At 55.9% G+C, this 19,325-nt stretch carries 13 protein-coding genes; 6 read left to right on the forward strand and 7 right to left on the reverse strand.

From position 1 onward, the window contains the following. Positions 1-2: 2 nt before the first annotated feature. The 4 genes from H9X80_RS04500 to H9X80_RS04515 form a co-directional block, all read right to left on the reverse strand. Positions 3-1,700 carry a cell wall-binding repeat-containing protein gene (locus tag H9X80_RS04500; protein ID WP_204793150.1) on the reverse strand — a complete coding sequence of 566 codons (1,698 nt, stop codon included), beginning with the start codon at positions 1,698-1,700 and terminating at the stop codon, positions 3-5. Positions 1,701-2,042: 342 nt separating this feature from the next. After that, positions 2,043-2,915: an acyltransferase gene (locus tag H9X80_RS04505; RefSeq protein ID WP_204793151.1), complete on the reverse strand. Its 873-nt coding sequence runs from the start codon at positions 2,913-2,915 to the stop codon at positions 2,043-2,045. Further along, a complete protein-coding gene (locus H9X80_RS04510; RefSeq protein ID WP_204793152.1) occupies positions 2,896-3,789 on the reverse strand; it encodes a hypothetical protein in 894 nt (297 codons plus the stop codon). Before H9X80_RS04510 ends, H9X80_RS04505 begins: the two co-directional genes overlap by 20 nt. A 287-nt stretch (positions 3,790-4,076) precedes the next feature. After that, positions 4,077-5,957, reverse strand: a complete 1,881-nt coding sequence (locus H9X80_RS04515; protein WP_204793153.1) for a DUF4422 domain-containing protein — start codon at positions 5,955-5,957, stop codon at positions 4,077-4,079. A 448-nt stretch (positions 5,958-6,405) separates the two neighbouring features. Here H9X80_RS04515 and H9X80_RS04520 point away from each other — a divergent pair, with 448 nt between their 5' ends. From H9X80_RS04520 to H9X80_RS04530, 3 genes are all read left to right on the forward strand, one after another. Continuing rightward, positions 6,406-7,581, forward strand: coding sequence for a nucleotide sugar dehydrogenase (locus tag H9X80_RS04520; protein WP_204793154.1), 1,176 nt, complete (start codon positions 6,406-6,408; stop codon positions 7,579-7,581). Positions 7,582-7,671: 90 nt separating this feature from the next. Next, positions 7,672-8,499 carry an ABC transporter permease gene (locus H9X80_RS04525; RefSeq protein ID WP_239471614.1) on the forward strand — a complete coding sequence of 276 codons (828 nt, stop codon included), beginning with the start codon at positions 7,672-7,674 and terminating at the stop codon, positions 8,497-8,499. A gap of 11 nt (positions 8,500-8,510) precedes the next feature. Beyond that, positions 8,511-9,263 carry an ABC transporter ATP-binding protein gene (locus tag H9X80_RS04530; RefSeq protein ID WP_204793155.1) on the forward strand — a complete coding sequence of 251 codons (753 nt, stop codon included), beginning with the start codon at positions 8,511-8,513 and terminating at the stop codon, positions 9,261-9,263. An 85-nt stretch (positions 9,264-9,348) separates the two neighbouring features. Here the strand turns inward: H9X80_RS04530 and H9X80_RS04535 are convergent, their stop codons facing one another. After that, entirely contained in the window at positions 9,349-12,375 is a 3,027-nt protein-coding gene (locus H9X80_RS04535) for a DUF4422 domain-containing protein (RefSeq protein WP_204793156.1), read from the reverse strand. A 72-nt stretch (positions 12,376-12,447) separates the two neighbouring features. Then, on the reverse strand, positions 12,448-13,458 hold the full coding sequence (locus H9X80_RS04540; RefSeq protein WP_204793157.1) for an acyltransferase family protein: 1,011 nt from the start codon (positions 13,456-13,458) through the stop codon (positions 12,448-12,450). Between the two features lie 178 nt (positions 13,459-13,636). Between H9X80_RS04540 and H9X80_RS04545 the strand changes: the two genes are divergently transcribed. Together H9X80_RS04545 and H9X80_RS04550 are read left to right on the forward strand one after the other, a co-directional pair. After that, entirely contained in the window at positions 13,637-15,697 is a 2,061-nt protein-coding gene (locus H9X80_RS04545; protein ID WP_204793158.1) for a DUF6541 family protein, read from the forward strand. Between the two features lie 99 nt (positions 15,698-15,796). Continuing rightward, positions 15,797-16,819 (forward strand): glycosyltransferase family 2 protein, encoded by a 1,023-nt coding sequence (locus tag H9X80_RS04550; RefSeq protein ID WP_204793159.1) that lies wholly within the window; start codon positions 15,797-15,799, stop codon positions 16,817-16,819. A 15-nt stretch (positions 16,820-16,834) separates the two neighbouring features. On the opposite strand, the gene H9X80_RS04555 is transcribed toward H9X80_RS04550, so the two are convergent. Further along, positions 16,835-17,662, reverse strand: coding sequence for a LicD family protein (locus H9X80_RS04555; protein ID WP_204793160.1), 828 nt, complete (start codon positions 17,660-17,662; stop codon positions 16,835-16,837). 184 nt (positions 17,663-17,846) lie between these two features. On the opposite strand from H9X80_RS04555, the gene H9X80_RS04560 reads away from it, so the two are divergent. Then, positions 17,847-19,259, forward strand: coding sequence for a hypothetical protein (locus H9X80_RS04560; RefSeq protein ID WP_204793161.1), 1,413 nt, complete (start codon positions 17,847-17,849; stop codon positions 19,257-19,259). Positions 19,260-19,325: the final 66 nt, after the last annotated feature.

Here is a 19,325-nt window from a genome sequence, read left to right on the forward strand (position 1 = left end):
CCCTATGCCTCTGCGATGCCGCGGGCAATTGCCTCGGCAACGGAACCCTTGCGACTCTGGTACGTGCTCATGTCACTTGACTTGTCGATAAAGCAGATCTCGAGAAGGACCGAGGGCAGCGGCCCGCTTACCACCGCAAGCCAATCGTCCTTCTTGTCTCGGTCCTTGAGACCGAGTGCCGAGACAAGCGCCGTGTGGGTGGAATTCTGCAGTGCCACAGAGCCGGCCGCCGAGTTCTCCGAATGAATGTAGGACTCGGAGCCCGTCCCACCTCCCGCGTTGAAGTGGATGGAGACGAGCACTCCGCAGTCCATCGCCTTTGCCTCAGGGTGACGGAGCTTGTAATTGTTACCCGACGTGTTGACATACGCCGGCAGGCCATAGTCTGAGACAAGGTGGTTCCCGATGTCCTGCGCCAGCTCAGCGGTCAGGTCCGCCTCCCTGTAGCCGCCGGAAATAGCGCCCGGGTCGCTCCCGCCGTGTCCGGCGTCGACGTATACCTTCATGCCTTCGATGTCGGTAAGGGAGTAGCCCGCTGCCAGGGCAAAGCGCGTCTTGAACGCACATGAGTAGACGTTCTTCCCGCCAAAGAACTTGAGCGCGCTCGGCTTGGAGGAGAACGGAATCGAGGGGGCGCTGTGATAGTCGTTTTCGTCCATCAGGACGATCACCGAGTTCTCAGCGCCCTGGACGGGGCCGCCTCCAAGGGCGTCGTAGGGAGCGAGGCCCGAGGTAAACGCCATGCCGGTGAGGCTCATGCCAAGAGTCACCGCATAGTCTGCAATCTTGCGAGAGGTCTCGTACCGGCTCTCTCCGGAAAGAGGCGTCACCGATCCCAGAGGACGCAGCGTTGACTCAACGCGGCTCGACATGACGCTCTGGCCACCAACCAGAATGAAGCTCGTCATCCCCGAGGACAGGATGGCCTCCTCCTGCTCCGCCGGGAAGTACGTCGTCTCATCGACATAAAAGACGGGCGCCTTGAGCTTGTAGCTCACAGGCGAGACGGCGAGCGCGTCTGCAAAGCCGGTGGCGCTGGCCACGACGGCCGTATCGCCCCAGAGGTCGTGTTCAACGCCATACTCGTACACGGCCATCTGGGTGTCGTAGCGTGTCATGCCGGACAGGCGGGTCACCGTGCCGCCCGAACCAACGAGGGTGTTAAGGTCGTCTTCGACCCGCGCCGAAACCGCAGCCTCCCCACCCAGAAGGATGACGTCGCGAGCACCGATGGTGGTAAGCGTCGAAGCGGCCGTTGGGGAAAGCTCGTCAGGCGCGGTGAGGACAATCGGGCAGGACAGGGCGCCTGCGAGTCCGGCGGCGCAGATCGAGTCCGCATACCCTTCCCCGCCAGCGACGATCGCCCATGCAGAGCTTGAGAACGCGCTCAGGACCTGAGCAGCGTTAGTCTGGTAGCGGTCAGAACCGCTAATCGTACGTATGGCATAGTCAGCTGAGGAAAGGGCGGCAGCGGGGCTCTCTGGGAACTCGGTCCTGATCTGACCGGACCTGATCGCCTCCTCAATCTCCTCTTCGGTAAGTGGGGTCTGGTCACCCTCCACCGTTGCGTAAGCAGTCTCAGGGGAAAGAAGCTCCCCGCCAACAGATAGAACCGCACCAAGGCCGAGGGCACACGCAGCGGAACCCCCAAGCCTCAGAAAGCCACGCCGAGTCAGGCCGGCAGCCGTATTCTTGGTCATTTGACCATCTTCTCCTTTATGTATGCGTGGGAACACAACCTCTTGTCAAGCTCGCAAAACACTATAGAGGCATCCTATAAGGCAGGGTGCCGCAAACACAGCCTAGGAGGAACCGGGCACACATACCTTAGCAAAACACGGTACCTAGACAAGTCTCCTTAAACCTGGGATACGCCCGAGCAGGCCAGAGAGGATTAAAGAGACGCTGCCTATGACAATCGCCCAGATTAAGGCAAGCCACGGGAAGGCTCCCGCGGAGGCATCAATCGCCTCACTCAGTAGATAAATAAGCAGCGGATGAATGAGGTAGGCGCCGAACGACGCCTCGGACATGCCCGTAAGCTACTTTGTGAGGGAGGGGGAAGGCCTCCTGCGGCCTTTTCTCGCAAAGACAAAGACCGCGACGGCGCAGGCAAACACGTTGGGCGTCAGATTGTCGTAAAGATGGACGAGCCCACCACCTTGCACGCTAAGCAAGAAGGTGCCGGCCACGGTAACAAGAAGGCCGATAACGCCACCAAGACAAATCCCCGCCCGGGCACAGGCTGGCAGATCGAGCCTGCTGAGTAGATAGCCAACAAGACAGTAGCCGGCGTAGCAGAGTGGGACGTGCGCATCCGAGACGAGAGAGCCAACCGCGCCTCCCAGCGCCCCGCCTGAAAAAAGTGGTACGTAGGAGGTGAAGAGCGAGACAACGAAGAATGCGCACGAGTAGATGAGAGCCGGCTTGCTGCGCGCTATCGCTCTGAGCACGGGAAGCATCGCCGTGACCACAACGAACATCGGAAGATACCAGAGATGATACTCCCCTCTTATCACGCCCAGGAAAAAGGAGCGCCACCCAGGCCACCCCTCCATCCAGGCGTGATATACCGCATAGAAAGTCGACCAGATGAAATACAGCGCGACGAAGGGAAGTATGCGACGTAGCCAGAGGTCCTTTGCCGGCCTCTCATGATGCTCGTCAAGCATGAGGGCGCCGCTCACCATCAGAAAGCAGGGGACGGCCCAGCGGCTGATGCCGTCGAGAAGGTCGACAACGGCCCATTCCGCACTTCCCAGGGGGAAGATGGAAAAGAGAGTCGCCGTAACATGGGTCAATACGACGGCATAAACCCCAGCGACCTTCAGGAAGTCAAGGTAGGCAATCCTCGTTCGCTGATTCTTGCCAGGAGCCGAGACGGCGCCGCCAGTTTCATGGGTCAAGCAAGTCATCAAGCGCATCGTCCTTAAACAGATCGTCTATGGAAACGCCCAGGTGCTCCAAGCACCACTGCCTTAACGCGGAAATCGCACGATCGTTTCCGCCCTTTGCATTGGTGCTCCAGAGCGAGTCCTCCTGCGTCCCCTCAATCGTGGTCACGCCCTGCCAGCCGGGTATGCTGAGAGAGGGCCAGCCGGCAAGGGCCGTCATCACCTTAAGCCAGATGTCGTCAGCGTTAAGGCAGGTCTCTTTGATTGCCTCCTCGTCAAAGGCCTGGGGAGGCAAGCTCCCTGGAGGAAGTAGCATTCCCGCCCCGGACGTCGGAAAGAGCCTCATGCTCGGGTGGTTAAGCGTGCGCGGATGATGGTTCCCCGACTCAAGAATCCACTTGTTATACGCGGCGATACTGCCCTCGCTCGTAAAGTTGATCACATGGCATCGAACGCCACAAACGGCATGGGGAAAGCGACGGTGGGCCTCAACGAGCTCCGACACGAGGGTGTTTCTGCACTCGATGTCGTCATCCACCGTTATGACCAACGCATCGGGATAGTCCCTTGCGGCATAGAGATACTTCTTGTGCGAGCGCATGTTCCCCTCGACCCAACGTATCTTGAAGTCGTGGCCCCTGCATGCAAGCAGCTCACGCGGAAGCCCCCCCTCTCCGTTGGGGAACTCGTCACGCGAGAGATAGAGGACTATCCTGTCCGGGAGCATGGTCTGGGCAAAGAGCGACCTTACGACGCGATGAACCGAGTTGATTCGGCGCGGGTATGACGTGAGGCTGACGACGATTTCGTCTCTGCTCAGGAAGAGACGGCCGAGTCTTGTGGCGACTCTCCTTGTCTTGTTCTTCAGTAGTGCCAGCCTGTTCCAGCCTCGCACAAATCCCCCCCAACAGACAATCTGGTCCGAACACCGGGCCCACCTGTCACGCCTCCGCGGGACGGGCGGCGCCGGCATCAAGAACCGTGGCCACGCACAACGCGCGACAAGGGAGGAACCCTCTTTCAGTATCTCACCTCCATCACCTTGACGTCTACGCCCGCAGCATTACCACACCCCCTGACGCTGATGGCGCCAGCCCCCTCCCCGTCGGGACACACTGAATTCGGAAGAGGATAGGCATCATACCCACCTGCGGCACGACGTTGCCCACCAAAATACGGAGGCTACTTTCTCCCGCTAATGGCAACGGCAATGGACCGCATGACCTCGCGCCGTCGAGACCCTATGGGGAGAAGCGGATCAAATACACGACGCAGGGGATTATCCTCACCTATGGCGCGCGGCGAGGAGGCCCTCGCAACCACGGGAGCCCCCGCAAGGTGTGCGACAAGAGCCTCATAGAAAGGCGTCTCGCGCGCATAACGCCAGTAATGCTCCGCAAGGTCGCAGTTCACCGTGTTCCAGGGCTTCTCCACGCCGGCATAATGAATAATGCGGACACAGGAGCGAGAGCGCTGATAGTCCTTGAAAATGCGCGCCGGAGCATACGAGAAGACCCGGTCAACGCGACCGGCAAGATCGGTCATCACGTTCCAGGAGGCATCGAGATAGGTAACGCGTCCCTGGCACGCAGCATTGAGGGCGTCCTGATCGTTATAGATAAGACGCGTGTCTTCTGCCATTCCTAACCACTCATCGACCGTGTGAATCGAACGCATCACAGCCGTATCAAGGAGAAGGACGCCCGCCTGGAAGTAGCCGAACGGATCGCTCATGCCAAGGACCTCACGAGCATAATGCTTCCTTCTGCCATCCCGGTAGCCGAGGTTGCCCGCAAAGTCGACATCGCGTACGGCCGCGACGGCGTTCCCCTTCATATCAGTGTCAAATAGCTCGGCAACATCGCCCTCGACAATCAGGTCTGAATCCAGATAGAGAACCTTTTCGTAAAAGGGAAGAAGGTCCTGGATCAGGAAGCGATAGTAGGTCTCGGCGCTAATGTGCGGATTGCTCGTGCTGAGCTCATGGCCGGCGACAATGTTGCCGACATCTTGGAACCTTAGTGTCGCATTGGGATGGCGCTCAGCAAGAAAAGCCGTCATGAGGCCCTTGTGCTCTGCAGAAATTCCACGCTCAAGCACGATGACGTCATAGCGACGTTCCCGGGACGCGTTTGCCAGCATGGAGTGCACGGTCGTTGCAAGCATCGGGACATACCCATCGTCCGCGGCGAGCACGACGGGCACAACAGGCCGATCATCAACAGGAAGCGGCCCAAGCGGCTCATGGCGGTCTGGGTAGTTGAAATGAACGCACTGAAGCTCACGCGTGACCCAGCCGGCACCAACCCGCATATGATGGGCATAGTAGATATTGAAGAGCCGTTCGGCGAGGTGCCCGGGAGTCCTCAGGGCCTCAACGCTATAGTCCTCCATGTCCGTTTCTTCGACGAAACGCTTGAGTATCGGAAAAAGCCAGGAACAATAGTCAAAGAAGATGTCACGCTTCATGATAAACATGTTGCAGAAGCAGGACCGATGCCCATCGAGAAACGCATCCGCATCCTCAGAGAAGTCAGGATGGAGTTCCTTCAAAATCTGAACAGCCCGCATGAGGTCTTCAGGATGTAGACGGTCGGCGAGCTCATAGTGATGGCGCGGCGTACCAACCCCACCTGGGAAGCGCCTCAAATCCTTTATCTCGGTCGTGATAACGTCACAGCCTTCGACAACGCTCCTGATGGTGTCATCATCAAGCCCATAGCGTGCCTGAGTTGCGGGGCAGACGTAGTCATCCATAACCTCCCCCCAAGGGTTCTCCTTATGACGCTCGGGGGAAAAGTCAAAGTAGCGCCGATAATGGCAGAAACCATAGTAGTCGGCATCAACGTTCTTCCATGCCCAGTACTGCGTGGTAATCTCGCAATAGAGGGGATTCTGGTCAGAGATGTTATCGCCCTCGTCATCGTGCAGGGCCCAGGGAAAGCGGTGGTTGGCAAGTGCGCTGCCCACCTGAACAGGCTGCAAAATTCTGCTCTCAAAGAGGTCGACAGGCTTGTGCGTGGAGACAAAAATAGAAATTCTCGATGGGGTGTCGGTCGACATGGAACGCTCCTTCACTAGACGAGAAGAGCTCGTCTCGGACCTTTGCACGTAAGATGCCTCTAGACCGTGAAGCCATCGTTTGGCTCCGAGATGGTGGCGACCCAACGAATGAAGTCCACCCTTTCATCTGAGCGCAGACATGTTCACGGACAGGAGAACTGTAACCCACTGGGGGACCTCGCGGGAAGGAAGAAGCATCCAAACATGGCACCTTCACCGACAGTCGGGCAAATTTCGATACTGTAGACGAGAGTAGGCACCCATTTCAATCGTGAGAGCAGGGGACACGGACAACATGGCCCCGCCCGCAGAATTGCACGCTGAATCCTATTTTCACGCTTGCGAACGGCAAGGCCGGCGCCGTCGTCAAGATGTGTCACCTTCCCGAATCTCTAGATGCATGACCGATATAATGTTTGCATCATCAACGAGGACTCAAGGAGAGCTCATGCACATCGCTATCGCAGGACTCGGGTATGTCGGCTTGTCGCTCGCTTGCCTGCTGTCACAGCACAATGAGGTGTCAGCCGTAGACATCGATGCCAGCCGCATCGAGAGAATCAATGCCGGGATTTCTCCCATCGCAGACCCGCTTATCGAGCGATATCTTGCCAGTCATCCACAGAGCCTCCACGCTACCGGAGAGGCTCAGACCGCCTATGCGAGGGCCGACCTCGTGATTATCGCCACACCCACCAACTATGACGATGAGACCCACTCCTTTGACACAAGCAGCATTGAGAGCGTCCTTGACCTTGTCGCCTCCTCTGACGGCAAGCCCACCGTTGTCATCAAGTCCACCGTGCCAGTAGGCTATACGGACCGCATCGCACAAGGCTACCCCATGCTGCGCATCCTTTTCTCGCCAGAATTTCTTCGAGAAGGACACGCCCTCGAAGACAACCTACACCCTTCCCGCATAGTAGTGGGCGTAACCCGTCCGGGCGACAAGGACATTGCCTGGAGTTTCGCCAAGCTGCTAAGCGCCGGCGCTAAAGATGACCACGTGCCCGCTCTTGTTATGGGCTCCACAGAGGCTGAGGCAATCAAGCTTTTTGCCAACACTTACCTAGCCCTTCGCGTTTCCTTCTTCAATGAGCTAGATACTTATGCCGAGTCCAAGGGGCTCGACACCCAGGCCATCATCGAAGGCGTCAGCCTGGACCCTCGCATCGGCAATCAGTACAACAATCCCTCGTTCGGCTATGGTGGGTACTGTCTGCCCAAGGACTCCAAGCAGCTGCTTAGCAACTACGCCGACGTACCTCAGAATCTCATCCGAGCCATCGTAGAGTCAAACGCTACTCGCAAGCGCTTTGTCGCCGAGCGTGTGCTTGCTCTCAAGCCTCGGATGGTGGGCATCTACCGCTTGGTCATGAAATCTGGCTCGGACAACTTCCGGCAAAGCGCCATGCTCGATGTGGTGCGACTGATTTCTGACTCTAACGTGCCTGTCATCATCTACGAGCCAACCCTCACAGGCGACGAGGCGCTTGACCACCCTCTCGTAAGCCTAGATGAACTTAAGTCCCAAAGTGACGTCATCCTCGCCAATCGCTGGAATGACGACCTCGCCGACGTGCGGGGCAAGGTTTATACCCGCGATCTATGGCAAAGAGACTAGGAGATCCTGCATTGCTCTGAGCGTTCTATGGGCTTCAACGTGCTGTGATAGGATTTCACCGTCATTATTCTCGACCGTGCGGGAGCTACCTTGGACAACGCGTCTATGACATCAACTCAGAGGACGACACATCTACCCAGTCGTCTAGCAAAGGATCGCTTCATTCTTCAGCAGCTTGTCTCCAAGGACTTCAAGCTCCGCTATCGCCGCTCTGTTCTTGGCGTCCTTTGGAGCGTGCTCAACCCGCTTCTCATGATGGTCGTCATGAGCTTCGTTTTTTCATATTTTCTCCGCGGCTCGAGCGTGGAGAACTACCCGCTTTACCTGATTGTAGGCAACATCACCTTCCAGCTTATGAGTGATGCGACCAACACAGGCCTGCGCTCTATTATCGACGCGGCACCCCTGCTCAAGAAGGTGAAGGTCGACCGCTGGGTTTTCCCCGTTCAAAAGGTGCTCTCTGCCGTCGTGAACTTTGCCTTCTCCCTTATCGCTGTCGTTATCGTCATGCTGTTCTTCCGCGTCGCACCTACCTGGCACCTCATCTGGATGCTCCCAGCCCTACTCCTGCTCATGATGTTCTGCATCGGAATAAGCTTGCTTATCGGAGCCCTCGCCGTCTTTTTCCGCGACATGATTCACCTCTGGAGCGTACTGCTTACAGCCTGGACGTACCTTACGCCCATCTTCTGGGATATGTCGCTACTTACCAACTCAAACGCTCCGTGGATTGTCATCGCCGTTGTGAAAGCCAATCCAATGTATAACTACCTTGACATGATGCGCTGCGCTATCGTCTATCAGACATCTCCCGGTACAACAGTCATTCTGCTGGCGCTTGCCTGGGCTTTAATAGCGCTCATCGTGGGCGTCATCGCCTTCCGTAAGACCGAGCACAAGTTTATCCTCTATATCTAGGCAGGCCTAACATGACCGAAAAGAAGTCAGAATACGCTATCGAGGTTAACGACGTCTCGATGATTTTTAATATCGCAAGCGAACAGCTTAACAACCTCAAGGAGTACTTCATCAAGATTATGAGGCATGAGCTGTTTTTCAAGGAGTTCCGCGCTCTCGACCATGTCAGCTTCAAGATTCGTCCCGGAGAGGTCGTAGGGCTGGTCGGAACCAACGGATCCGGAAAATCCACAATGCTCAAGTGCATAGCCGGCGTCCTCGAGCCTTCGGAGGGCTCCATCGTTGTACACGGGAACATCGCACCTCTCATCGAACTTGGCGCAGGCTTCGACCAGGAGCTTACCGCCTTGGAGAACATATACCTCAATGGGGCACTTCTTGGCTATTCTCGCGAGTTCATTGATGCGCATCTTAGTGATATCATTGATTTTGCTGAACTTAAAGATTTTATGGAGATGCCACTTAAGAACTACTCAAGCGGCATGATTGCCCGCATTGCCTTTGCCATCGCCACAGTCACCGAACCCGACGTGCTCATCGTTGACGAGACCCTTTCTGTCGGCGATGTGTTCTTTCAGCAGAAGTGCGAAAATCGTATAAAGAGTTTTATTGATTCTGGAAGAGTGACCGTTCTGTTTGTCTCTCATTCCATGGAGCAGGTTAAGCGCATATGCCAGCGAGCCATCTGGATCGAGAAGGGCAAGCAGCGTATGGACGGTCCTGTCGACGAGGTCGTCAACGCGTACGAGGCCCAATTTTGCTAAGGCTAATCAGCGATGAATCTCTGAATGGTAGTCAGAGCGATCTCGGCGCCGCCCCTAATCACTAGATAAGGGGCGGCGCCCGCTCTTATCTCCCGCGCACAGCACGACCGAGCGACTTAAGGATCTCTCGTCTACGTGACCCAAGGGGAAGCAGTGGGTCCATCACAAGCCTGAGAAGACTGTGCTCCGAGATGGCACGCGGCGGAACAGCCTCGACGATAGCCACCGGGGCGGTATCCTCCCTCCCCATTTTAGAAAGATGTTCAAGAAGCTCCTCGTAGAATGGAGTTTCCCGTGCATACGACCAGTAACGTACCGCCTCATCGCAGTGCGTATTCCGCCATGGCTTGTCATGGCCGGCATAGTGCATAATTTTCGGAGAACGACGTGCGGAGAGGTACTCCGCATAGATGTCAGACGGCGCAACAGAGAAGATGTTTCCCACACGACCATCACAATCGGTCATGACATTCCAGGCGGCATCAAGGTAAGTAACGCGCCCCTCACAACGCGCGTTAAGAACATCCTGATCATCATAGATGTACTCAGAGGCCGTAACTGCCTCGAGCCAGTCCTCCACAGAGCAGAGTTCCCTCAACGCCTTTGTGTTGAGCAGGAGCACACCGGCCTGGAAGTAGCCGTAGGGATCGCTCATCCCAAGGACGTCCCTACTGTAGCGCAAGCGATTCCCGTCCTTGATATTGAGATTGCCCAAGTAGTCAACATCACGCGCAGCTGCCAGCAAGTTGTCACCAAGGTCAGTCGAGAAGAGCTCCGAGACATCGCCTTCCACGATGAGGTCGGAGTCGAGGTAAAGCACTTTGTCGTAGAACGACAGCACGCCCTGTATCAGGAAACGGTAGTAAGTCTCTATGCTGATGTGCTCGTTGTTCGTCCTGAGGTCGTAGTCTTTTACCTGCGACGCCGCATCAACAAAGCGTATGTCGGCGTTTTGGAAACGGGAAAGGAACGAGCGCATGGTCTGCTGTCTGTCCTCCGATATACCCCCACCAAAGACGACGATATCGTAGTGGAACCTCGTCGAGGCATTCCTCAGCATCGAGTAGATCGTCGTGGTGAGCATGGGGACGTATGCATCATCTGAGGCAAAGACGACGGGAATCACCGGAAGGGGCTTGTCCGGGTGGAACGCCTCCAACGGATACACGAGATCGGGATGCTCGAAGTGGACGCACTGCACCTGCTTGGTTTTCCAGCCAGCGTTCAACCGCAAATTGTGGCGGTAGTAGATGTTCAGGAGGCGCTCCGCAAGGTGCCCCGGCGTTCTTCTCGCTTCGCGGCTGTAATGGGACATGTCCGACTCGGCCATGAAGCGGTCGAGCATCGGGAAGAGCCAGGAACAGTAATCTTGGAACACTGCCTTGCGCATGATGAACATGTTGCAGAAGCAGCTCTCGTTGCCCAAGAGAAAGTCATCGGCATCCTGAATGTAATCAGGGTGCATCTCGCCAAGGATACGCATCGCAAGTTCGAGGTCCTCGATGTGCAACTGGGGGGCAGAATCGTAGTGCTCCCACGGCGTTGCATAGTCAGCCGGAAAGTCGCGCAAATCCTTGAACTCGGTGGTTATAACGTCGTAGCCCTCGATTGCCTTGCGAATGCTCTCGTCGTCGAGGAAATACTCCTGCTGAGCGGCCAAATCGATTCGGTCCGCCATGATTTCTCCCCAAGCGTTCTCGTCATGGCGCTGCGGGGAGAAGTCAAAATAGCGTCGATAGTGGCAAAATCCGTAGTACTCTGCGTCCACGTTCTTCCATGCCCAATACTGCGTGGTAAGTTCGCAGTACATAGGGTTGAGACTGGAGATATTGTCTCCAAGATCGTCACGGAGGGCAAAGTCGAGCGGTGCGGACGAGCAACAGGCACCGACCTGCACGGGCTGCAAGATGTCGCTGTCAAAAAGGTCAACGGGCTTGTGTGTAGAGACGAAGATACGAACGGGCTGACGATCATAGGTCGCCCAACGCTCGGAGCGCCGCCTGATGTCGCGCAGGTGACCCTCGGCTTCCGAGCTCATAGCCTCATAGCTGTCGCTTGAGCCGGCGCTCTCGTGTAGGCGATGAGCCGCGGCAACCCACTGCTCAAGCGAGACAGGGACATCTCCCAACCTGCCTCCTGAGCACCAGATGGCATAGGCATCATCCCTTACGAAGCGCATGAGCTGGGTAGAGAGCGCGTCAGCACCGATGATCGCCGAGAGCTCGTCAAGGACGTCAAGCTTGTCTTTGTCCGACAGACGCACGCGCCAATCGTTCATGAGCAAATCGATGAGCTTTGCGACGGAACCATCTCGCAACGCATCAAGAGACCCGTCTTTCCTCTTCGCTGCATATGCTCCGATTGCGTCAATAGTTACTTGAAAGTCCCGCGCGCTCTTAATGAACTTTTCGGGGGACAAACAGGCATCACCGTTGACTCCACGGCCGTAGTAGTAGTTAAGGGCAACGATGTCGTTGCAGGTCAGCTGACGGCGGGCTACGCTTGCAATAACAAAATACTCGTAGCCGTCCTGTGCCCTCCCGAGCCTGTCTCTCGTCATAAGCCCGTAGGCATACTTGAGCAGCTTGCTCGAGTAGACACGCTGAGTCACGCGCCAGTCTTGTAGATATCCCTCGTCAGCCGAACAAGCAGCGGCGAGGATGCGACCCCCCTCGAGCGTCTCACGCGGACGATTGATGTAATCCTCGAAGGAGCGCCTCTCGGATTCGTTGATGTCCACGCCCACGACGTTAATTCCAAAGTGCAGCATGTCGACCGACGGGTCACCGATCAGTACGTTCCTCAACTGAGCGAGAGCGTCAGGTGGCAGCGTATCATCAGCATCGAGCAGATATATGTAGCGCCCCTGGGCAGCGTCTACCCCGCTCAGGCGTGCAAGGTGCGTCCCCTCGTTCTTCACCTTGTTCAAGAGCTTGACGCGTGGGTCAATCCTCTCATAGCGTCGGACAACCTGTGCAGAATCGTCCGGGCTCCCGTCAACGACAACAATCGCCTCCCAGTCCTCAAAGGACTGGGAGCGGATGCTGTCAAGACAGCCAGGGAGAAATTCTTCATTCTTGTAGGCTGGGATCACTATGGAGAAAAACGGCATAACAGCACCTTCTTTGTCCGAGAGTATATGGCCGGCAGGACCAGCTCCATGGTAGCCGATAGAAAGAATTCGCTACGGAACTATTGTCCTAAGAACAGGAACGTGGCGCATCACCCAAATGATGGCGAACGAGACGCCATAAGCCACGAACGGGCCAATGAGCCGCCACTCGACATCGCCACCGTTAAGACCCGTAAGCCAGAGGCCGTACTGGAAGACAATCATATGAATCAGGTAAATTCCAAAGCTGCACCCAGCAACCTTAGAGAGACGGCTCTTTGCTCGATCAGACCCAAAGAGCCTCTCCCACCTCACCTGGCGAGCAAAAACGAAGACCGCCACGGACTCGAGTAGACAGGGTAGGGATGTATAGCCCCACGTCAGTTCAACGATGGCTCCCGCAGAGAGCGAAGCAAAGAGCGTATGTAGATAACGAACGAGCACTCCAGCAATCCCGAGAAGGTAAATCGCAGCTCGCGAGCGCTTTGAGAGCCGTTCGTCCCTGAGCAAATAGCCAATGAGCACGTATACGAGATAGCCTCCAAGCACGGGGAAGGTCGCCTGGGCGTTCCATGTGATTCCCACCACTTTGCTAAAAAACGGGAGAGCAACGTTCAGCACCACCCCGACAAGGGCCATGTACCTTAGAATTCGCTTCTTGTCGCGCAACAGCGAGAGTACCGGCAGAGAGAGATAGACCATAAAAAGCGGGATGAAGAACCAGTAGATGTCGATGATCTTCGTGTTAAGAACCATGTCAATGAGAGATCTTGGGCCAACCGGGGGCTCCATGAGGCCATGGCTGACTTTCCATATTAGGACAACCAGGCTCCAGACTACAAAGGGGACGAGTGTCCTCTTTACCCTCTTAATGAGGAACTCCTTCGTGTCATAACGATCTCGATAGTCCATGAGCGTTGCGCCGGAGAGCATGAAGAACACGGGGACAGCCCAATAAAACAGACAGTCCACCGCAAGCGCCTGAGCCCAGCCCCATGTTGGAGAATACGTATGAACAAGGCCATTGAAATGCATCGCGACAACACCGAAGCACGCAACCACATTGAGGACGTCGTAGTACACGATACGCCCTTCTCTTTTTGTGGACATAGTCTCCCCCACCACAGCTCCTCTACCGCCTTGAATCCTTGGAAGTATATTACATGCAGCGATTTTGTCAGAGCCCCCCAGGCACGTCAGCGCCACGCATCCGTGTTATCGTTTCTCTGTCAGCACAGCAAGACATGGAATAAGGGGACCTGTGGCCATTCAGTTCTGCTTTGCAGCTCTTGCCTGCTTCGTTGTTGTGTCAGCTCCCGGCTGGGTGGTGCTTGGCCAGCTTCAGCTGGCCATCGATCTCGTCATTGCCTGTGCGCCCGCCGCTTCGATCGGCCTATATGTCATCAGTGGAGTCATCCTCGATATTATCGGCATATCGGGCCTGACGGTACTTCTATGCGTCTCGGTTTTACTTGCCCTGCTTGTCGGAACCTCACTGAGGCTCCTTTTTCGGCATACTCCTTCTTGGTCCCAAGAAGGCTCGTCGCAAGGACGACCGACCTGTCTTCTTCCGTTTTGCATTTGTGCGCTTTTTTCCTTAGCTACAATTTATTTTATCTTTCTACAGCCAGCAGAAAGCCTCGATTCGTTTGTACAGTATGATGACAACGTTACTCATCTTGGCCTCATCGCGAGCATGGTCAACGGGGGCAGCTGCTCGATATTCTCCACAACAAACTATCCAGCATCTCTCCCACCTGAGCAGATTCCCTTTTTCAACGCTGCGTTCTATCCAAACGGATGGCACATAGTTACTGCCCTCAGCAGCTTAATTAGCGGAGCGGCTGTTCCCATAGCGGAAAACGCGGTCAACGTAGTCTTTGTTGCTGTCCTGTTCCCCATCGGATGCTCGGCTCTGCTCATGCGCCTGTTTCCAGAATATCGAGCTATGGGCATTATTGCAGGCATCGTTTGCCTGGCCTCCAGCGCCTTCCCTCTCCGAATGCTAACGGTGCATGGGCCCTTCCCAAATGTTGCCGCATTCTGTCTTATTCCGGAAGTTTGCCTTCTCTTCATCACGGCGCTTCCAACAGGGCGGACTGATCAAGCCGTTTCCGGCAGGCACCTTTTCTCGTTTTTACTTGCCGCGTTGGGTGGAGCCGTCACACATCCTAACCTGGTTTTCTCGTGCGTGCTTTTACTCTCACCATACTTGATATGCGGCGTCATTCCGCACTGGGCGTCACGACAAACTGGATTGTTTAAGTCGGGACGCATAGCTTTAGCGCTCCAAGCCTCCGCGTGCGCCCTCATAGCCGTTGTATGGGTTGCTCTCCAGCAGACATCCCTCTTCTCCTCTGTTGCAAACTATGTGTGGCAGTTCGCACAAGCGCCGGGCGACACACTTGCTAGCGTTTTGAACGCAGGGTATTTCGTCGGTATCCCGCAATATCTTCTCGCACTGCTTATCGCGCTGGGCTTTGGACGCTGTTTCCGCGAGCGCCGGCATAGGTGGATTGCTCTTTCCTATGTGCTGGTCGCCTTTATCTATGTCTGCGGGCTGACACTCGACTTTGAAACAAGGAAGCTGTTCACTGGGTACTGGTACAACGACCCAGAGCGAACTGCGGCTCTCCTCGCAATTGCGGCGGTCCCCCTTTCCGCTTTGGGGTTTCAGTGGGTAGCCTCACTGATTTCTCGTGGCTTCGGCATACTCTTCCGGCGCCCAGCCATTCCATCTGTTATCACAGGAGCACTCGCGCTTGTCCTTGGCCTTCCCTTCGCCAACATCAACTATTCTCTTGACCCCTCTCCGCTATCAGACACGCCAGAAAGCGCTTTCCGCTTCTCTGAGAATCAGGTGAAGGGCGTCTACAGCTTTGCTGATGGAAACCCGTACACACAAGCAGAGAGGGACTTCGTACGTCGCGCGCTGGAGTGCATACCGCCCGGCTCTCTCGTAATTAATTTTCCATTTGATGGTAGTGTCTTCTCATATGCATCTGAGGGAATGAACGTGTACTACAAGTCATGTCGCCCGTCCAAGGAGACCAACGAAAGCAGGATAATCAGAACCAGCCTCCGTACAATCGCATCTAATGACGCAGTATTGGATGCTGTTCGAAGGACGGGTGCCCGATACGTGCTCGTTCTTGATTCTGGAGACTTGCTATCAGCTAAGACTGACACCTATACACCCCTTGCCACCTATTATGAAGGCGAGTGGGACGGACTGCGCATCGACAGCTCAACACCTGGCTTTACGTGCATACTATCTGAGGGGCAACTCGCTCTCTATGAGATAGCCGCCCTTGCTGAATAAGTAGTTGGCGTCACCATACGTCTTCGGAGTACCATCTTGCCCTAAATGCCATTAGCAAATCGTCCACCAAGTGTCTTGGAGCAAAGGAGCAGCTCTAGTATGAGTTCCGACCCCCTTATCAGCGTTATTGTGCCTATCTACAACGCACAAGACTACTTGGAAAAGACGCTTTTGGCGCTCTCCGAGCAGACGTTTGAAGGCCTTGAATTTATATGTGTCGACGATGGAAGCTCAGACGCATCAGGAGAGGCCATCGATCGCTTTGCTGCTCGTGACCAAAGATTCGTTCCCGTTCATACCGCCAACCGGGGAGCTTTCAAAGCGCGTGAGAAGGGCATGGAGCTGGCACGAGGCAGATACATCGGCTTTTGTGACGCCGATGATACGCCTCACCCTGATATGTACGAGAAGATGGCACGACGGGCGCTCGACGATAACTCGGACATGACAGTCTGTGCCTTTCGACGCATCTCGTCCAAAGGCAACGTCCTATCTATAGAGATGCAGGGCTTCTCTTCCGGCACGCTTCCCGTCTCTGCACAGAGCGGATGGCTTCCCACGGTCAACACCTCGCTCTGGAACAAAATAATCCGAAAGGACGTTCTCTGCAGCCGAATACATCTTGATGAGCCCCCACGCGTCATGGAGGACGCGATGCTGCTCATCTCCCTCTACCCCAGCATGAGGAGCATCTCGTTCCTTGAAGAGCCGCTCTATGACTACCAGGCACCCGAGCAGTCAGCCATGAGCTCGGTGCGACCCAGCGAGATTCCAGGCCTTATCCAAAGCTGGAGGCTTCTTCGCCAGCATGTTCTCAACGTCAACGACGGCTTTGCCGCCATCATTGACCTGGCGGCCTTCATCCACCTCAGGGTGTCTGCCACGACGCGCATGGCATCGTCCGAGCGCAGGCAAGCCGCACGAGAGGTCGACGACGCCCTCGCGGGGAGCTTTCCCCTCCTGAAGGGCTCTCCCTTCATGTCCCTCGGCTACGTATGGCTCCACAGGCAGCTGCTCACGACCTATCTCGCCTATGCCTGCTACCGCCTGGGCCTTCTTGATGTCGCGCTTGGGGCTTACGAGGGGCTCACGCGCCTGACCGGTATCGAAATCAAGTGGTAGGGTCCCGGAGACGAGCTACCCCTCTAAGTAGTACGCCTCAAACCCGTGCCTGACTCGCTCACTTTCCGGAGGAAGCGCCATGTAGTCCCCATAGTGCTGCATTAGTATCTCGTGGTACATCGCTGGGGCAGAGAAGAGCCTGCCCTCAAACTCGACCTGCTCCGTCTTGTTCCACCATTCAGCGGGATAGCTGTCCTTTTCCATGTTATCTGGCCACGATAGCTGAGCAATTCTCTTACCTACACGCGGCATGCCCTCAAGCATGTCGAGAATCTCCCCCATGCAACGTTCCGTGGTAAAACCAAAAACCCTGAGAACCGCCGCTCCCAAGCGAGCAACCGGGTAGACCTTCTTGTAGCCCTCGTCAACAATGTCGCCGCAGACCAGCATCTTGTTCATCTGCTTGAGACGGTTGTGCCGCGAGAAGAGCCTTGCCGTCTCACGATCATCAGGAGGACAGTAGCTCATGCAAAATACGTCGAGCCAGACGCCAAGGCCGTACTCCCGCCTGATGTTTCGCTCGTAAGCGAGGGTGCGCTCGTCGACCACCTTGATAAAGGGATAAAAATTAGGCAGCTCCATGGGAAGCAGAATCCGGTAGCGCCGGTCTGCGTCAATGTAGGGGTCCTTGTGGGCAAGGGCGACGAGCCGCTCGTAGTCGTCACGCATCATCGAAACGTCCACGTCGTCATCCCAGGGAATGAAACCATGGTGGCGGACGGCTCCGAGAAGCGTACCGTAGTCAAGAAAGTAGCTGAGCCCCCACTCTGCGCAATAGGAGGAAAACGCCTCAAGAATGCCAAGCAGGAGGGGGTGTATGTCCTCGACGGGAATGCGTCTCATGTGCGTGCTCCGGACTCAAGGGGACGGCTGGTTCCTATGCTAGCTTACACCAAGCTAACATTAAGGCGTTTATTTCATAGCGTTTCGGTAGAACCCCGCTGGGCGAAAAGGTACCGCGCTACAGTAAGCTCTTGCCGAGGCAGTCCGTCTCGCAGGTGTCGAATGCCTTTTCGGAAAGGATCGCATGAAACCACGAGGGCTTATCGCCAACTTTTCCATCGCCCTTGCGGCACAGATGCTCAATATATTCAGCGGGGTTCTCACCTCGCTTCTCGTCCCCAAGATTCTCGGCGTCGAGGAGTTTGGCTATTGGCAGCTCTTCGTCTTCTACACAAGTTACGGCATGGTCTTCAGTCTCGGCGTGGGTGACGGCGTCTACCTCATAGAGGGCGGCCGCTCACGAGACACCATCAACAAGAGGTCGATAAAGTCCCAGTTCCTTCTGGGTATGTCATACCAGCTGGCCATCGCACTTCTCATCTGCCTCCTTGCAGCAAGCGATGCATTTGGCGCTGACCGCTCCTTTGTGCTCTTCTCTACGGCTGTGTTCTTTGTTCTTAACAACGCCGCAAACTACTTCAGCTACCTTCTCCAGGCGATAAACGAGACGCGCAAGTCCTCCATGTCAGTCGCCATCAACAGCGCCACGTTCATCGTTCCATTGGTGGTCCTCATTGCCATGCGGGTACCTGACTATCGCGTCTACATCGTCTTCTATGCCCTCTCGAGACTCATATCGCTCATCTACTGCATGGTAGTCACACGGGACTTTCTCTCCGCTCCCCTGCTGCCACTCGGCAAGTCGCTTCCACGCCTGACCAGAAGCATCAGGGCAGGATCAAAGCTCATGTTTGCGACGTTAGCAAGCTCGCTCATTCTTGGCGTCATGCGCTTTCTCATCGATCTCAACTGGGGAATCGAGCAGTTCAGCATTGTTTCCCTCTCAGTTTCGATGACGACCTTGGTACTTACCTGCGTCTCTCAGGCGAGCATGGTACTCTTCCCCACCCTGCGCCAAGTAGGCGAGGAGGCGCTCGCGCGCTGCTTCGAACTGGTGAGAGACTGCCTTGATTTTCTCCTGCCCGTCGTCTATCTCCTCTACTCTCCCGGGGCCTTCCTGCTCTCGCTCTGGCTTCCTCAGTACGAGACGAGTTTTCATCTCTTCTCCATCCTGCTACCACTCTGCGTCTTTGACGGCAAGATGGACCTTGTCGGCATGACCTTCCTCAAGGTGCAGCGTGAGGAGCGCCGCCTGCTCAAGATAAACGTGGCCACTCTCGCCGTTGGGGCAGCCTTCTCACTCGTCGGAACCTATGCGCTACACTCCATCGAGTTCATCCTCGGTGGCACCGTGGTCGCCGTAATGGTTCGCTGTCTCTATTCCGAGCACTACGTGGCAAAAATGCTTGGTGTACGCGCCTCTCAGCTGGCTTGGGGGGTCATTCTCATTTCCACCCTCTTCTCCGTCTCAGCGTACCTGCTCGGTTACATGGCTTCTTGGATCATTTCAGTGGTACTCTACGGTACCTATCTCGTGCTCAACCGATCCCGTCTCCACCAGACGCTTTCGTCTCTCGGCTTCGCCCACAGCGCATAACTCCCGCATTGCTCTGTTTTACCTAGGGGCAGCAACCCGACTCACTTACGCCACCTCCCCGGCGCC

Source organism: Olsenella profusa, from assembly GCF_016900315.1.
GTDB classification, from domain to species: Bacteria; Actinomycetota; Coriobacteriia; order Coriobacteriales; family Atopobiaceae; genus Thermophilibacter; species Thermophilibacter profusus_A.